The organism is Lutimonas sp. (assembly GCF_051011215.1).
In the GTDB taxonomy this organism is placed as follows: domain Bacteria; phylum Bacteroidota; class Bacteroidia; order Flavobacteriales; family Flavobacteriaceae; genus Lutimonas.
The window spans coordinates 1-14,977 of the sequence record NZ_JBPCUJ010000004.1; the positions used below are offsets into that span (position 1 = coordinate 1).

Annotated in this window: 16 protein-coding genes; 12 read left to right on the top strand and 4 right to left on the bottom strand. The window is 37.1% G+C overall.

Annotated elements, in window-relative coordinates; translation table 11 throughout:
- Positions 1–2: 2 nt before the first annotated feature.
- The 4 genes from gldL to ACR2MV_RS00130 all read left to right on the top strand — a co-directional run bounded on the left by gldL (position 3) and on the right by ACR2MV_RS00130 (position 4,320).
- On the top strand, positions 3–587 hold the full coding sequence (gldL, locus tag ACR2MV_RS00115) for a gliding motility protein GldL (RefSeq protein ID WP_434019829.1): 585 nt from the start codon (positions 3–5) through the stop codon (positions 585–587).
- A 51-nt stretch (positions 588–638) separates the two neighbouring features.
- Entirely contained in the window at positions 639–2,183 is a 1,545-nt protein-coding gene (gene gldM / locus ACR2MV_RS00120) for a gliding motility protein GldM (RefSeq protein ID WP_434019830.1), read from the top strand.
- 13 nt (positions 2,184–2,196) lie between these two features.
- Positions 2,197–3,093, top strand: a complete 897-nt coding sequence (gldN, locus tag ACR2MV_RS00125) for a gliding motility protein GldN (RefSeq protein ID WP_434019831.1) — start codon at positions 2,197–2,199, stop codon at positions 3,091–3,093.
- Positions 3,094–3,261: 168 nt separating this feature from the next.
- Positions 3,262–4,320: an NAD(P)/FAD-dependent oxidoreductase gene (locus ACR2MV_RS00130; protein ID WP_434019832.1), complete on the top strand. Its 1,059-nt coding sequence runs from the start codon at positions 3,262–3,264 to the stop codon at positions 4,318–4,320.
- Here ACR2MV_RS00130 and ACR2MV_RS00135 read toward each other — a convergent pair.
- Positions 4,317–4,691, bottom strand: a complete 375-nt coding sequence (locus tag ACR2MV_RS00135) for a DUF983 domain-containing protein (protein WP_434019833.1) — start codon at positions 4,689–4,691, stop codon at positions 4,317–4,319. The two genes, ACR2MV_RS00130 and ACR2MV_RS00135, sit on opposite strands and share 4 nt — an antisense overlap.
- Positions 4,692–4,746: 55 nt before the next feature.
- On the opposite strand from ACR2MV_RS00135, the gene ACR2MV_RS00140 reads away from it, so the two are divergent.
- The gene (locus tag ACR2MV_RS00140; protein WP_434019834.1) at positions 4,747–6,660 is read left to right on the top strand and encodes an ABC-F family ATP-binding cassette domain-containing protein; all 1,914 of its coding nucleotides are present in this window, start codon (positions 4,747–4,749) and stop codon (positions 6,658–6,660) included.
- Positions 6,661–6,690: 30 nt separating this feature from the next.
- Here ACR2MV_RS00140 and ACR2MV_RS00145 read toward each other — a convergent pair whose 3' ends face one another.
- Together ACR2MV_RS00145 and ACR2MV_RS00150 are read right to left on the bottom strand one after the other, a co-directional pair.
- A complete protein-coding gene (locus ACR2MV_RS00145) occupies positions 6,691–7,251 on the bottom strand; it encodes a DUF4136 domain-containing protein (RefSeq protein WP_434019835.1) in 561 nt (186 codons plus the stop codon).
- A 135-nt stretch (positions 7,252–7,386) separates the two neighbouring features.
- Positions 7,387–7,545, bottom strand: a complete 159-nt coding sequence (locus ACR2MV_RS00150) for a DUF5522 domain-containing protein (RefSeq protein ID WP_434019836.1) — start codon at positions 7,543–7,545, stop codon at positions 7,387–7,389.
- A gap of 187 nt (positions 7,546–7,732) precedes the next feature.
- On the opposite strand from ACR2MV_RS00150, the gene ACR2MV_RS00155 reads away from it, so the two are divergent.
- Both ACR2MV_RS00155 and ACR2MV_RS00160 read left to right on the top strand, forming a co-directional pair.
- Entirely contained in the window at positions 7,733–8,656 is a 924-nt protein-coding gene (locus ACR2MV_RS00155) for a 1-aminocyclopropane-1-carboxylate deaminase/D-cysteine desulfhydrase (RefSeq protein ID WP_434019837.1), read from the top strand.
- The gene (locus ACR2MV_RS00160; RefSeq protein WP_434019838.1) at positions 8,653–9,555 is read left to right on the top strand and encodes a glucosaminidase domain-containing protein; all 903 of its coding nucleotides are present in this window, start codon (positions 8,653–8,655) and stop codon (positions 9,553–9,555) included. Before ACR2MV_RS00155 ends, ACR2MV_RS00160 begins: the two co-directional genes overlap by 4 nt.
- Before the next feature lie 66 nt (positions 9,556–9,621).
- Here the strand turns inward: ACR2MV_RS00160 and ACR2MV_RS00165 are convergent, their stop codons facing one another.
- Entirely contained in the window at positions 9,622–10,056 is a 435-nt protein-coding gene (locus tag ACR2MV_RS00165) for a hypothetical protein (protein WP_434019839.1), read from the bottom strand.
- 184 nt (positions 10,057–10,240) lie between these two features.
- On the opposite strand from ACR2MV_RS00165, the gene ACR2MV_RS00170 reads away from it, so the two are divergent.
- The 5 genes from ACR2MV_RS00170 (at position 10,241) to ACR2MV_RS00190 (ending at position 14,975) form a co-directional block, all read left to right on the top strand.
- On the top strand, positions 10,241–11,839 hold the full coding sequence (locus ACR2MV_RS00170) for a sulfatase family protein (RefSeq protein ID WP_434019840.1): 1,599 nt from the start codon (positions 10,241–10,243) through the stop codon (positions 11,837–11,839).
- A gap of 169 nt (positions 11,840–12,008) precedes the next feature.
- Positions 12,009–12,872 carry a helix-turn-helix domain-containing protein gene (locus ACR2MV_RS00175; RefSeq protein ID WP_434019841.1) on the top strand — a complete coding sequence of 288 codons (864 nt, stop codon included), beginning with the start codon at positions 12,009–12,011 and terminating at the stop codon, positions 12,870–12,872.
- A gap of 65 nt (positions 12,873–12,937) precedes the next feature.
- Entirely contained in the window at positions 12,938–13,582 is a 645-nt protein-coding gene (locus ACR2MV_RS00180) for a hypothetical protein (protein WP_434019842.1), read from the top strand.
- Positions 13,583–13,733: 151 nt separating this feature from the next.
- Positions 13,734–14,315, top strand: a complete 582-nt coding sequence (locus tag ACR2MV_RS00185; RefSeq protein ID WP_434019843.1) for a DUF7486 family protein — start codon at positions 13,734–13,736, stop codon at positions 14,313–14,315.
- 18 nt (positions 14,316–14,333) lie between these two features.
- Entirely contained in the window at positions 14,334–14,975 is a 642-nt protein-coding gene (locus ACR2MV_RS00190) for a class I SAM-dependent methyltransferase (protein WP_434019844.1), read from the top strand.
- Positions 14,976–14,977 lie beyond the last annotated feature (2 nt).

Genomic DNA, 14,977 nt, shown 5'->3' on the forward strand with positions numbered 1-14,977 from the left:
GTCTGGGAGCCGCAGTAGTAATTTTAGGAGCACTTTTTAAGATTGCTCACTTCCCAGGAGGTACAGAAATGTTAACAATTGGTATGATCGTAGAAGCAGCAGTATTTGCATTATCAGCTTTCGAACCTGTTGAAGAAGATTTAGATTGGACAAATGTTTATCCAGAATTAGCTGGAGGAGCAGCAAAAGATAAAGAAGAAGCAAATGATGCTCAAGGATTATTATCTCAAAAGTTAGATGATCTTTTACACGAAGCAAATTTGGATTCTGAAAAAATAGGTAGATTATCTGAAAGTATCAGCAGCTTTGCCGGTGCAGCAGAAGGTATGAAACCAGCTACAGATTCTATCGCAGCGTCAAACAGATATGCAGAGCAGTTATCAGTTGCCGCCATTGAATTAGAATCATTGAATAGTATGTATATTATTCAGAAAGAAAACGCTGAGCGTCAGGCTTCCTTGAATCAGGAAACTTTGGATAACGCTGAACGATTAAAGGAACAAATGGAGTCCTTAGCTACAAACCTATCTTCATTGAATGGAGTATATGGAGGTATGTTATCTGCTATGTCTAATAGAGATTCATAGAGTAATAATTCTTTTAACAACCAATTATTAACCCTATAAAAACTATTAGAAATGGCAGGAGGTAAGCAATCACCAAGGCAGAAAATGATTAACTTGATGTATTTGATTTTCATCGCTATGTTGGCAATGAATATGTCAAAAGAAGTTTTACAAGCCTTTGGATTAATGGACAACAAACTGGTAGCCGCTAATGATGCTGCAACGACCAGGAACACAAGATCTTATGAAGATCTAGCGCTTAAAGCTGTAGAACAAAGTGAAAAGTACAGCGATGAGAATGCAAAAGCGAAAAAAATTCAGCAGCTTTCAACTGAATACAATGCCTACATCGAAGGTATCAAAGAAGAAATGAAGGCCACGGTAGATGATCCAACAGATTATGAGACCATGGATTCAGGAAAATTTTTGGATGCCAAGTTTTTTAAAGGAAACGATGGTGTGTATCAGGAAGCTGGTCAGGAATTCGTTGATAAAATGGATGCATTTAGAACTGAAATTGGAGCCGTAATGGGAGAAGGAAGTGAGAACATCAAAAATGATGTTGCCTCAAGATTTTCTACCGAGAAGGTGACAAACAGAGAAGGAAAAGAGATTTTCTGGTTGGATTATAACTACAAAGGATTTCCTTTAGTAGCTTCAATCACCAAGATGACTCAAATCCAGGCGGATATTAAAACGACTGAATCGGAAGTATTAGGTAATATGTTGCAAGGTCAGATGGCCAGTGATGTTAGTATGAATAACTATCAGGCAATTTTGATTCCAAATGCGCCTGCTACTTTACAAGGCGAAAATTTTCAAGGAAAGATCGTTTTAGGAAGATATGATGGTTCTTTAAAGCCAGAAAAGGTTGTCATCAACGGGAAGGAAATCACTAATATTAAAGATGGTGGTGCAATTCTTGACTTTCCTTCAGGGAATGTAGGTGAGAACGAGATCAAAGGGAAGTTCATTTTTATGGAAAATGGAAAGCCTGTTGAAATTCCAGTTGAAACATCTTATGCTGTTGTTGCAAAACCAAACAGTGCTGTAATTTCTGCTGATAAAATGAATGTGGTATATAGAGGTGTTCAAAACCCTATTACTGTATCTGTACCCGGTGTTGCTGACAATGCTGTAAAAGCAAGTGCTCCAGGTTTGAAAAAGATAAAAGGTATTGGAAAATACGCAATGGCTCCTGGTAAAGGTAGAGAGGTAAAAATTACCGTAAGTGCAAAACTACCTGACGGAACGCCAATTAGTTCCAGCCAGATATTTAGAATTAAAGATATCCCTGCCCCTGTTGCAGCAGTAAGAGGTGAGTATGGAATGATCAAAATGCCTAAAAGTACCTTGCAGAAAGCTACGATTAGCTCAATGCTTCCAGATTTCGTATTCGATCTTAAGATCAATACAACCGGTTTTAGTGTCAAAGTGCCAGGCCAGCCGACTGTAATCGTAAGAGGAAACAAATTTGATGCATCTGCAATCAGAGTATTGAACAAGGCGAGAAGAGGAGATGTAGTGATCATTTTTGATATCAAGCAAAAGTTAGTGGGGAATTCAGGATATTACTTGAAAAACGCTTCTCCAGTAAATGTTGAAATAACAAATTAATCCATATAGAATTATGAAATTGAGAAGTTTAATAATAGCAGTAATCGGTCTACTATCAGTAGGGTCAATGAATGCACAGGCAAATTTGCTGAATGCTAAGATTCCGGAGCAAGTAGGAATGAAAACTCCAGAGCAGTTGGCTGCTGATAATGATACACCGCTACCTTATGGGTATATTGATGACAGAGATATCTTATGGTCAAAAGTAGTTTGGGAATATGTAGATTTAAACGAGAAAATCAACATGCCATTTTACTACCCGGTAGATACGAGTAATATCAGTTCAACGAGAAGATCATTATATGATACCTTGTTGAGAGGAATCAAAAGCGGAGAGATTATCGACGTATATGATGATTCTTATTTTGAAGATAAGCTAACTCTTAAAGATATATCAGGTAGATTGGCTAGAATTGATACTTCAGATGCAGGTATAGAGAGATTAAATGCTGGTGAGATTCTTACTGACGAGTATGTTGACAGAAGGGATATTACAGCAGGTGATATTGAAGGATTCAGAATTAAAGGAGTATGGTATTTTGACAAGCGTCAAGGCGAGTTAAAGTACAGATTACTTGGAGTTGCTCCAGTTGCTCCGGATGTTAATTTCATCGATAGTGAAGGATCACAAGACGAATTAATCGAGTTGTTCTGGGTATGGTATCCAGGAGCGAGATATAATACACATGATATGAAAGTTTTCAATCAAAAGAATTCTGCTTATCCATTGTCTTATGATCACTTACTGAATGCTAGAAGATTCAACGCAATCATCTACAGAGAAGAGAATATTTATGGTAACAGAGATGTTGCAGAATATATAAAGGGAAATTCACTTTTTCAAGTTTTAGAATCAGATAAACTTAAAGAAGACATTCGAGATAGGGAGCTCGATATGTGGAATTACTAATTACTGAGTTAATAAGAAAAAAACCTCTACTGTAAAGTAGGGGTTTTTTTTATGCCTTTTTTTGTGAGTATCGCGAGGAAAGGAATGACAGGAATGGGTCTCACTTCCGGTGTCCTCAAACGTTTTATTCGTTTCTAAAGAGTATCTTTGACAACGAAAACAAAGGGTATGACGAAACATAAAGTAGATTATATGATAGTGGGTTTGGGATTGGCCGGAATTGCCTTTGCTGAAGAACTAAAGAAACAGCACAAATCCTTTGTTGTTTTTGAGAACGGTTCCCAAACATCATCACTAGTGGCAGGAGGTATGTATAATCCTGTTATTTTAAAACGTTTTACGCCTGTCTGGAATGCCAAAGAGCAACTGCAAATTGCCATACCCTTCTATAAAGATCTGGAAGCTAAACTCGCAGCCAATTTCGATCAGGCCATCGCCATTTACCGGACTTTTAAAAGCATAGAAGAACAAAATAATTGGTTTGTGGCGAGTGATAAGCCGGCTTTGCAGGAGTTTATGGATCCTGAATTGGTAGATGTGGCTTCAAAGGCTGTCGTCGCTCCCTATAAAGCCGGAAAATTACATCAGACCGGAAGAATAAAAGTCAAAGACTTGGTTAAGGCCTATCGTGAACATTTAAAAGAGGAGGATTGTTTGATTGATGCCACCTTTAGACATGAGAATGTGATTACCTGGGACAGCCATGTGGAATACCTGAATTTTCAAGCTGAGCGGATTGTGTTTTGCGAAGGGAACGGCTTACGACAGAACCGATTTTTTAATAAGTTGCCTCTCAATGGCACAAAAGGAGAATTGATTACCATCCATGCGCCGGATTTAAAATTGAATGAAGTCATTAAGTCGGCAGTATTTATAATGCCCTTAGGCGACGATCTATATAAGGTGGGTGCTACTTTTAACTGGTCGGACAAAAGCAATGAACCCACAGAGGAAGGGAAAAAAGAGCTGGAAGAGAAATTAAGAACGGTTATTAATTGTCCTTATGAGGTGGTAGATCATGAAGCAGGAGTCAGACCGACCACCGGAGACAGACGTCCTTTAATAGGAGTTCATCCTGACAATTCGAGATTGGCTGTGTTGAACGGCTTAGGTACCCGAGGTGTCATGATTGCACCCTTAATGGCCAAAAAGTTATTTCAGTATTTAGAAAACAACGTCGCTTTAGATAAAGATATTGATATCACAAGGTTTAAATCGAAACTCTAGTTGGTTTCTTTTGAATAATGCACAAACAAGTTGATGTATAGTAGTCTTGAAACCCTCATCGTTAAAGGCGTAAGTACCAGTAAAATGATCACAATGGCCGCAAAAGAACTGAGCAGGCCTAAACCTAACATATAACATATAATGAATATGGCCACAGCCATTCCCACAGTAAGTCCATAAGAGACATACATGGCGCCATAGAAAAAAGAGGGTTCAATCATATATCTCAATCCGCATGAAGTGCAGGTTTCATGAGTTTGTAAATTCTTTTTTAAATGAATGGTACAACTGTGTTCAAAGAAGTCACCCTCCTGACATTGAGGACATTTGTTATTAAATATGCTATATAATTTTGAGCCTTTTTTGAGCATTGTAGATTCACTATATTCAATTACTTTTGCAAAGATAAATTTTTAAGATAGAATAATGCTGAATGCCCACGATATTACCGTTTCATTTTCAGGAGAAGAATTGTTTTCGGGAATTACTTTTAAATTAAATGCAGGAGATCGAATCGGATTGGTTGGAAAAAATGGAGCTGGTAAGTCCACCTTGTTAAAAATTGTGGCTGGTGAACAGGAATACGATCGGGGTTCAATGGCCTTTGACAAAGATATTAGCCTGGGATTCCTCAAGCAGGACATCGATTTTGAGGAGGGCAGGACAGTTATTGAAGAAGCCTATCAAGCTTTTAAGGAAATAAAATCTATTGAAAAGAAACTGGAAAATGTCAATACGCAATTGGCAGAGAGGACGGATTATGAAAGCGAATACTATCATAATTTAATGCATGACCTTGATGAATTGTCACACCGCTATGAATTGATTGGAGGGTATAATTATCAGGGTGAAACAGAAAAGATACTTGCGGGATTAGGATTTAAGCAAGAGAACCTTCACCAGAAGACCGACACCTTTTCCGGAGGATGGAGAATGAGGATTGAGTTGGCCAAATTACTTTTGCAGAACCATGATATTCTTTTATTGGATGAGCCAACAAACCATTTGGATATTGAATCAATCATATGGTTTGAGAACTTTTTAAAAGGTTTTAGTGGAGCTATCATGATGGTATCTCACGATAAAATGTTTTTGGACAATGTTACCAACAGAACGATTGAGATTTCTTTGGGACAGATCTACGATTATAAAAAACCATATTCTCAATATCTCTTGTTGAGAAATGAGATAAAAGAAAAGCAGCTTCAGGCACAAAAGAACCAGGAAAAAGAAATCAAGCATACCGAACAATTGATTGAAAAATTCAGAGCCAAAGCAAACAAGGCTTCCATGGCACAATCTCTTATCAAAAAATTAAACCGTGTAGAACGGATAGAAGTTGATGTGGATGACAATGCGGTGATGAATGTTCGATTTCCTATGTCGGTTACACCCGGGAAAGTAGTTGTAGAAGCTGAGGAAGTTGCTAAGAATTACGGGGAAAACCAGGTGTTGGAAGATGTAAATATGCTGATCGAACGAGGCAGTAAAATTGCCTTTGTTGGTCAGAACGGGCAAGGAAAATCTACACTTGCCAAAATTATGGTAGGAGAAATCGATTATGATGGAATGCTAAAACTAGGTCACAATGTTCAGATTGGTTATTTCGCTCAGAATCAGTCTGAATATTTGGATGGTGAATTAACGGTTTTGGAGACCATGGAGAATGAGGCAACAGATGGCAACCGGATAAAGGTGCGTGACATGCTGGGTTCATTTCTTTTCAGAGGAGATGACGTTGAGAAAAAGGTCAAGGTATTGTCTGGTGGAGAAAGGAATCGTTTGGCCTTGTGTAAGATGCTGTTGCATCCGTTCAATGTTCTGATCATGGATGAGCCAACCAATCACCTTGATATAGCCTCGAAAAATGTCCTTAAAAAAGCATTGAAGCATTTTGACGGAACTTTGATTCTTGTGTCTCATGACAGGGATTTTTTACAAGATCTGGCTTCCACTGTTTTTTCTTTTAGAGAAGGAGGCATCAAACAATATTTAGGAGATATCAATTATTTTCTTGAGCAACACGAATTAGAAGATATGCGAGCAGTGGAGATGCGTTCAAAAAAAGAAAAATCTTCGGTGAGTACTTCAAAAAGTGGAAAACAAGATCATGTTGATCAAAAGCAAAAAAAGAAGCTTCAAAACAGGTTGAGTAAAATAGAATCAGAAATATCAGATTTGGAAAAAAGAATCAGCACTGATGATATCGAAATTGCTAAAAACTTTGAACAGCTCCAAGAAAATCAACAGTTTTTTAAAGATTATGAGCAGCGAAAAACGCGTCTTGAAGAATTGATGTCGTCCTGGGAAGAAGTGCAGGAGCAAATAGATCAAATATGATCCAGAGAGCTTTCAACGATGTAAGTGGACTTATTTAACTTCTAACTGAGGTGGGTATTGAGTCATAATATGGGTAACAAACTCGTTAATTCGGGCTTCTTTCTTATCTACATCTTTATAATAAGACAGAATTCCAACACCGATTCCCTGCCAGGCCAGCTCTTTTTTTCTGGCATCAATTAAGTCAATAAAGAGGGTGCCTTCTGTAGAGCTGGATACATTGGTGTAGCCAAATCCATATCCAGGTCCGTAATAGCCTCCATAACCATAATACCAGGGATACCAACCGTAATAACTGTTGTTGTAGACATCTATTTTTTCTCGGGATTTTGTAAAAATATTGACAAGTAAGTCCGGGTTGTCAGATAAGACCATTCCCTTGGCTTTCAATTCTCTCTCAATGGCGCGTAAAATTCTTTTTTTATCAAGATCTGAAATTTCAACCCTGTCAATTCCTTTTTTATAAAACGCATATGTTTTAAATCCTGTGAAGTCAGTTGCTTTGTCATAATCTGAGTAAACTTCAACCGAAGAACAGGCGTAAACGACCATTAAGAACAGGATAGAAACCAAAAAGTAAATATTCTTCATAGGAACGATTTTAGCTGGAGCGCATCTAGGACTATAGTATCAAAAATCGTACCAAACAAAGTGATTAAAGAAATTTGGAATTGAACCTGTTGGGGTTTAATACGCTACATATCAGCAGGTTGAGCTTGGCTGCAGCTATTGAGGATTTTTTGGGTCAAATCCATAAGGGCAATGTCTGCAGTTGTTTTTGCAACAATATCCTCTTTTCAGATGGTACTTTTCTGTGAAAACTTTATATCCTTCCTTACTGTAATAAAAGTCTTCAGGTTCTAATTTATTATTGCTAAATTGCATAGAGCAAAATTGATTTTCTTACATATTTTAGCTGGTTTTCGCTAAAATCAGGTTTCTAATTCGGCAAAAATAGTGAAATATCACAACTTCATCACGAAAGACATCGAGGTCGGCATAAAATTGTTTTTTATGCATCATAAAGTAACATTTTATTAATTTTTTTATTTCGACTCTAGTCATACAGCCTATGGAAATTCCCAGAAATCAGATCGTTCACCACCCACTTTTGGAAGAAAAAGGACTGACCCTTGCAGTGAAGCGGGAAGATGAGATTCATCCTTTTATTTCAGGTAATAAGTATAGAAAATTAAAGTATAATCTAAAAGAAGCTACCATTTTAGGAGCGCAAACACTCCTTTCTTTTGGAGGGGCCTATTCAAATCATATTAGTGCTTTGTCCTATGCAGGCCGTACTCATGGTTTTAAAACAATTGGTATTATTAGAGGAGAGGAATTGGCCTGGGATTTAAATAAAACATTGGCACATAATCCCACCTTGCGATTCGCACAAGACCAGGGGATGGAATTCAGTTTTGTTAGTAGAGAAGCGTATAGAAATAAAGAAAATGCAGAGTTTGTGCAGATGTTACAAGCAGAATTTGGAGATTTTTATTTGATTCCAGAGGGAGGAACCAATGAATTAGCCATCAAAGGATGTGAAGAAATAATGACGGCTGAAGATGAACAATTTGATTTTATTTGTGTGGCGATTGGCACTGGCGGAACCATTTCCGGCCTGATTAGAAAAGCTGCTGACCATCAAAAAGTACTTGGCTTTCCCAGTTTAAAGGGAGGATTTTTAGAAGCTGAAATCAAAGAAAAAACCGCTGGCCATAAGAATTGGAAATTGATGGATGATTATCATTTTGGCGGTTATGCCAAAGTAAACGAAAAATTGATTAGTTTTATCAACGATTTTAATCAGCAAACTACCATACCTTTAGATCCAATCTATACCGGAAAAATGATGTTCGGTATCATGGACCTGGTCCAGAAAGATTTTTTTAATAGAAATAGTTCCATATTGATGATTCATACTGGAGGACTTCAAGGAATTGAAGGTATGAATCAACGATTATTAAACAAGAAATTACCTTTAATAAACGTATGAGTAATCTGAGAAAATTATCACTACTAGTTGCAGTTGTGTTTGTTGTTGCTTCCTGTGGAAGCAAGAGATCAACTTCTAATAAATCCAAGAAAAAGCCCATCGACACCAGAGAAGCCTATTTAATGTCGGAAAGTGACCAGGTATTTACTAGTTTTAAAAAGGAAAATAAAGGAAAGGTCAATGATTTTACCATTGCCTATATTGGTACTTATAAGAATATAGCCATTGATAAGATGGAAAAGTATAAGATTCCTGCAAGTATTACATTGGCGCAAGGAATCTTAGAATCCGGGAATGGACTGAGTACCCTTGCCAAGAAATCCAACAATCATTTCGGGATTAAATGTCATTCAGGCTGGAAGGGTAAAAAAGTATATCATGATGATGATAAAAAAGGAGAGTGTTTTAGAAAATACGATTCTGCAGAAGGATCCTTCAACGACCATTCTAAATTTTTAACAGGAAGGGGACGTTATGAATTCTTATTTGATTTAAGACCAGATGACTATAAAGCATGGGCTAAAGGATTAAAAAAGGCCGGATATGCTACAGATAGAAAATACCCCAAAAAACTGATCTCCTTTATTGAAACATTTGAATTGTATAAATACGATGATCTTGTTTTGGACCAGAAGGCGTATAAAAAGTTTCTCAAAGACGGCGATTTTGAATTTGAAGAGGAAGAAAGAAGAGACAGTTCAAGAGAGATAGCGAGTAGGGATCCGGAGCCTGTTGAAAATGTAATTACAGATGATGATGTATTTGTTACGGTTGTGAAAGGTGATACGCTGTATTCTATTGCCAAAAGAAATAACATATCTGTAGATGATTTAAAAAGGATCAATGGTCTTAATTCTAATGAGCTGAGCATTGGGATGAAGTTATTGGTCACTAAATAGAAAACCGCCCTTTTACAGGCGGTTTGTCCAACTCAAAATTAATCTACTAATCTAAACTCAATTTTTTTATCTTTTATGGCTTTTGGTTTCTTTATGAGCCATTTTACCTTTCGATTTGTGATGCATTTTTACTGAATGCTTTTTCCACATTTCGTACTGGTCCTTATCGAGAATCTTTTTTATTTGCTCTTGTTGCGCCATTTTTCTATCCAAGGACTGATTCATCATTTCAAACTTTTGATCAGAACTCATATCGGCTTTGTCAAGTGATTTATGTGCTTCTTTTCTAGCCATCTTTTCTTCGATCCAATTTTTATGTAAGGTCAGCATTTGATCCTGTTGGTTCGATGACAAATCCAGCGCAAGTGCCATTTTCTTGGTTTTTAAGATGGCCATTTGTTCAGTGGTGAATTCATGGTCCATTTTCATTTTCTTTTTTTCATTTTGTCCAAATGCCAATGCGGAGGCAGTGAGAAACAAGGCTATCATTAAATTTTTCATAATTGTTTATTTTATTTTCTTCTAGGACCGTACATTTTAATATTGGTTTAAACCTCAAGTTTTAAAATTATGTTAAAACTATAGATTTGATTGTATTCGCCAGATGGTAGATTTCTTTATATTTGATCCTGGGACTCCTCTTAGCTGGTATATCAGGGGTCACCTTAAATTAAACTCAAATCAAATGAAGCGAATTCTTATAGCCGTTTTTATTTTCTCATTCATGGTGTCATGTGCTGAAAAGAAGCAGGAAGTTGATCAAAGGCCGAATATTTTATTTATTATGTCAGATGATCACGCCTATCAAGCCATCAGCGCCTATTCTGATCATTTAATTCAAACACCTCATATTGATCGAATTGCAGAGGAAGGAATGTTATTTAGCAATGCCTGTGTATCAAATTCCATTTGTGCACCCTCACGAGCGACCATACTGACAGGAAAACACACGCATTTAAATGGTAAAATTGATAATAAAATGCCCTTTGATACAACACAGGTTACCTTTCCTCAACTTTTTCAGGAGGCAGGATATCAGACCGCCATGTTCGGAAAGCTTCATTTTGGAAATAATCCCAAAGGAGTCGATGAGTTTATGATTCTACCTGGTCAGGGCCATTATATCAATCCGGACCTTATTACTCCGAGAGGGGATACAACCATTACGGGATATGTTACGGATATCATTACTGATTTGAGCCTGAAGTGGTTAAAAGAGAAGCGTGATAAGGAGAAGCCGTTTATGATGATGTATTTGCATAAGGCTCCGCATAGACCATGGTGGCCAAGTCCCGAAAAATTTGCTGAATTTAGTAAAATGACATTTCCTGAACCTGAATCCTTGTTTGATGATTATAAGAACCGAGGAACGGCAGCGAAAACAGCAGAGATGAATTTATATGAACACATGATGTACAATCACGACAGTAAGGTCAGACCTGAAACTATTGAAGAAATGAATCATGTGCTGCCCGTGGTTGAAGAGTACAAAAATGGATTTTACGGACCCTATGACAGAGCAAATGCTGAGCAGAAGAAATTATACGATATAGTGTTGGATAGCATTAATCAGGACTTTAAAAATAATTGGCCTGAGATGAGCAAGGAGGATAAAATGCGCTGGAAATACCAGCGGTATATGCAGGATTATTTGGGCACGATTTCATCGGTTGATGAAAATGTAGGTCGGGTGCTGGATTACCTGGATGAGAGCGGCCTGGCCGAAAATACGATTGTGATCTATACCTCTGATCAGGGCTTTTATCTCGGAGAACATGGTTGGTTTGATAAGAGATTTGTATATGATGAATCATTCAAAACCCCTTTATTGATTCGGTGGCCGCACCAGATCAAAGCAGGCACTACCAACGATGAAATGGTTCAAAATCTTGATTTTGCCCAAACCTTTTTAGAGGCAGCTGGCATTACCGCACCAGAAGATATGCAGGGTGAAAGCTTAATTCCTTTATTAAAAGGAGATACTGCTTCCTGGTCCAGAGAAGCGGTGTATTATCATTATTATGAGTATCCATCCGTACATATGGTAAAAAGGCATTATGCTATTGTTACCAAGGAATTTAAGTTAATTCATTTTTATTATGATGTGGATGAATGGGAACTTTATGACAGGTTAAAAGATCCTCAGGAGATGAACAATGTCTATAACGATCCGGCCTATGCTGATAAGGTAAAGGAATTGCATACAGCACTTGAAGAGCTGCGTGTTAAATACAAAGACTCACCTGAGCTGGATCAAAAATATATCGATATTTATGAAAATTAACCTGAATTTTCTTAGATCGTAAAATCTTTGTTACGTTTCATAAGGGTTCCTTAACAAACGGCTTCAAACATTAAATAAATGTTAATTTTAAGGTTTATTGCTTTTTTCGTTGTAACTTAAATGGGGTAAGGACGTCTTTTTATATATAGACTAAAGAAACCTCATTAAAATGATCATAGAACATAAATCGCTTGAATTATTTGGGAAACAGTTGTTTGAGAAAGCAATTGTAAAGCCTCCGGTAAACTTGCCGAATCCGATGGAGGACGAAGCTTGTTTTATTTTTGTGATTGAGGGTTCTGGTTCTGTATTGTCACCTACAGAGATGGTACATATCAATTCTCAGGAGGCCGTACTTTTGAAATGCGGAAATTATCTGGGAAAAATTCACATTAACGAAGGCGATTCAAATTACCATACCATGGTGATTCACTTGTTGCCCGAAGTGTTGAAAGAAATTTATGCGAATGAAACCCCTTCTTTTTTAAAACAAGGTCCCGAGGTAAAAGTAACAACGAATTTACCTAAAATCAAGGATAATTCTCTTTTGATCAAATATATTGATAGCATCCTGTTTTATTTCGAGAACCCTGATCTGGCTACGGAAGAGTTATTGGTTTTAAAGATCAAAGAACTCTTTATGCTTTTGATGCATACCAAGAATGCACCAGACGTTAAAAGGATATTGTCTAAACTGTTTTCTCCACAAAGTTATTCCATCAGAGAGGTGGTGGAGTCGCATTTGTACGATGATATTAGTGTGACAGAATTAGCGATGTTGAGCAATCACAGCTTATCAAGCTTTAAAAGAAAATTCAAAGAGATTTATAAGGAGAGTACCGCGAGTTATTTAAAAAGTAAAAAGCTCGAAAAGGCAGCCAATCTATTAATAGGATCAACAAAGAACGTCAGCAGTATTTGTTATGATTCCGGTTTTAATGATGTGGCACATTTTTCTCGAAGTTTCAAAAAAAAATACGGCATATCGCCATCAGAATATAGAATGAACCAATCGGTCAAGCAATTGGCCTAATTAATAAAAGCGTCTAGAGAATAAAACAAGAAATTTGTTTCATAAGACCCCCTAAAAATGAAACGATGAAAAAATTAGTAAAAATTAACCCCCGTTGGCTATTGCTGCTCGTGATAATGGCAGTGACACAGATGTCCGCCCAGGACATTATTGATGGCGAAAAAATGAAATTTTTCGAAAACAAAGTGATCGTGAATAATTCACCGGAAGAAGTTTGGAGAATACTAACGGCCTTTGGTAATGTAAGTAGTTTCCATGCGACGATCGATGACTCGTTTGCCATCAACGGAAGTGCGGAAGAAGCGGCTGTGGGTTCTGAAAGAGAAATTCAGATTCCCGATGGAGTAAATAATATTATTAACAAGGAAAGAATCATTCATTTAATCGATGGTGTTTACTATACCTATGAAGTGTATGAATCAGAAAATTTCCCTATAAAAAAGATGCAGGTTACCTTTGGCTTAAGACGTAATTTTAAAGGACAAACCATTTTGTATAGTAAAACTTATTATAAATTCAATAATGCCATTGCCAGTCGTTTGTTGAAGAAAAAACTTAACAGAGCGAATATGGATAGTCTTTTAGCTTATAAGTATTTTATGGAGAATGGCGAAAAAAATACAGAAATAAAAGTCTTAAGAAAAAGATATGTTGAAAGTGTAAAAGCGGGTGAAGATGATGACATGATTTCAAGTATTTCAGTAAATTAATTAACAGCTGTTTCATATGATAAACCTCAAGTTAATTGAGGTTTTTTTATGGACTAAACTCAGTAAAACAGTTTCGGGTTAAAAGCTAACCAAAGTCATAGTAGGCGTGATTTCTTGTATGTACATTTGTTTATATTTTAATATTCTGATGATGAGAAGACTAAAAATAATACTACCATTGGTGTCATTACTTTTTATTGGGATTGGAAATGCTCAAAAAGGAGACCACACAGAGAGGACTATTGATACAATTTCTCAGGAAATTGTTTGGCATATAAAAGCGATGCATCCTGAGGGGTATACCATGGATGTTAAAGCCATTGATGATCGGGGAAATAGATATGATGTTAAAGCCTTGGAAAATTCAAACCAGCGATACATTATGGATGTTAAATCTTTTGTAAAAGGAGAGATGCTCCCTGTGAAGGTGCTTGTAAGTGAGGAGGAATACAAACCAGTTGTTGCCATTGCTTCCAGCGGTAAAACATATGCTGTAATGGCTATTGACAAAAGCGGTAACTATTTAGCTGTAAAAGGCGTACGAAAATCAGGGTATATCGTACACATAAAAGCGGTCGATGATTCCGGTGTTTTTTACGGCGTGAAGGCCATATCGAAAAAAGGAAAGCTAAATGACGTAAAAGGTATAAAAATGTATGATAAAAGGCTGGAAGTTACTATGGATGGTGTCGAAGTGCATGCCCATGTAGTTGCCCTGCCTCAAATTCAATAAATCAGTAGCGGTAAGAAGATGACCAAAACAGAAGAGATAGGGATTAATAGGAAGTCATTTTGGGATGGAATCTATAAAAGTAGTATGCCCCATCAGACAGGTTGGTATCAGGATAACCCAAAAATTTCGCTGGAATTAATCAATTCGCTGGGATTGACTAAAAGTTCGAAAATAATTGATATTGGAGGGGGAGATAGTTTGTTTGTAGATCATTTAGTAGACCTGGGCTTTGAAGACATCACCGTACTCGATGTTTCAAAAAATGCGATCAAAAGAGCAAAAAAACGATTAGGCAAGAGAGCCAAAAGAATAAAATGGCTGGTTTCGGATGTCCTGGATTTTGACTCAGTTGAATCCTATGAGTTGTGGCATGACCGCGCCTGTCTTCATTTTCTAACCCGGGAAGACGAAAGAGATCAATATGCTGCTGTAGCAAAAAAGGCCATCGCTGGGAAAGGAGCATTGATTATTGGTGCATTTTCGAAAACCGGACCTGAACGCTGCAGCGGTCTGCCAATCCAGCAATATACCTGCCATGAACTTTACCAGTATTTTTCTGATACATTCGAGCAGGTGGAAAGTATTGAAACAGTCCATATTACACCGTCAAAAACTAAGCAGAATTATGTATTTTGCCATTTTAATAAATTCACTAATTAAAT

Excerpts from the sequence above, each read along its gene's own strand:
- gldM (WP_434019830.1), top strand. The coding sequence starts at position 639 with ATGGCAGGAGGTAAGCAATCACCAAGGCAGAAAATGATTAACTTGATG.
- gldN (WP_434019831.1), top strand. The coding sequence starts at position 2,197 with ATGAAATTGAGAAGTTTAATAATAGCAGTAATCGGTCTACTATCAGTA.
- ACR2MV_RS00130 (WP_434019832.1), top strand. The coding sequence starts at position 3,262 with ATGACGAAACATAAAGTAGATTATATGATAGTGGGTTTGGGATTGGCC.
- ACR2MV_RS00135 (WP_434019833.1), bottom strand. The coding sequence starts at position 4,691 with ATGCTCAAAAAAGGCTCAAAATTATATAGCATATTTAATAACAAATGT.
- ACR2MV_RS00140 (WP_434019834.1), top strand. The coding sequence starts at position 4,747 with ATGCTGAATGCCCACGATATTACCGTTTCATTTTCAGGAGAAGAATTG.
- ACR2MV_RS00145 (WP_434019835.1), bottom strand. The coding sequence starts at position 7,251 with ATGAAGAATATTTACTTTTTGGTTTCTATCCTGTTCTTAATGGTCGTT.
- ACR2MV_RS00150 (WP_434019836.1), bottom strand. The coding sequence starts at position 7,545 with ATGCAATTTAGCAATAATAAATTAGAACCTGAAGACTTTTATTACAGT.
- ACR2MV_RS00155 (WP_434019837.1), top strand. The coding sequence starts at position 7,733 with ATGGAAATTCCCAGAAATCAGATCGTTCACCACCCACTTTTGGAAGAA.
- ACR2MV_RS00160 (WP_434019838.1), top strand. The coding sequence starts at position 8,653 with ATGAGTAATCTGAGAAAATTATCACTACTAGTTGCAGTTGTGTTTGTT.
- ACR2MV_RS00165 (WP_434019839.1), bottom strand. The coding sequence starts at position 10,056 with ATGAAAAATTTAATGATAGCCTTGTTTCTCACTGCCTCCGCATTGGCA.
- ACR2MV_RS00170 (WP_434019840.1), top strand. The coding sequence starts at position 10,241 with ATGAAGCGAATTCTTATAGCCGTTTTTATTTTCTCATTCATGGTGTCA.
- ACR2MV_RS00175 (WP_434019841.1), top strand. The coding sequence starts at position 12,009 with ATGATCATAGAACATAAATCGCTTGAATTATTTGGGAAACAGTTGTTT.
- ACR2MV_RS00180 (WP_434019842.1), top strand. The coding sequence starts at position 12,938 with ATGAAAAAATTAGTAAAAATTAACCCCCGTTGGCTATTGCTGCTCGTG.
- ACR2MV_RS00185 (WP_434019843.1), top strand. The coding sequence starts at position 13,734 with ATGAGAAGACTAAAAATAATACTACCATTGGTGTCATTACTTTTTATT.
- ACR2MV_RS00190 (WP_434019844.1), top strand. The coding sequence starts at position 14,334 with ATGACCAAAACAGAAGAGATAGGGATTAATAGGAAGTCATTTTGGGAT.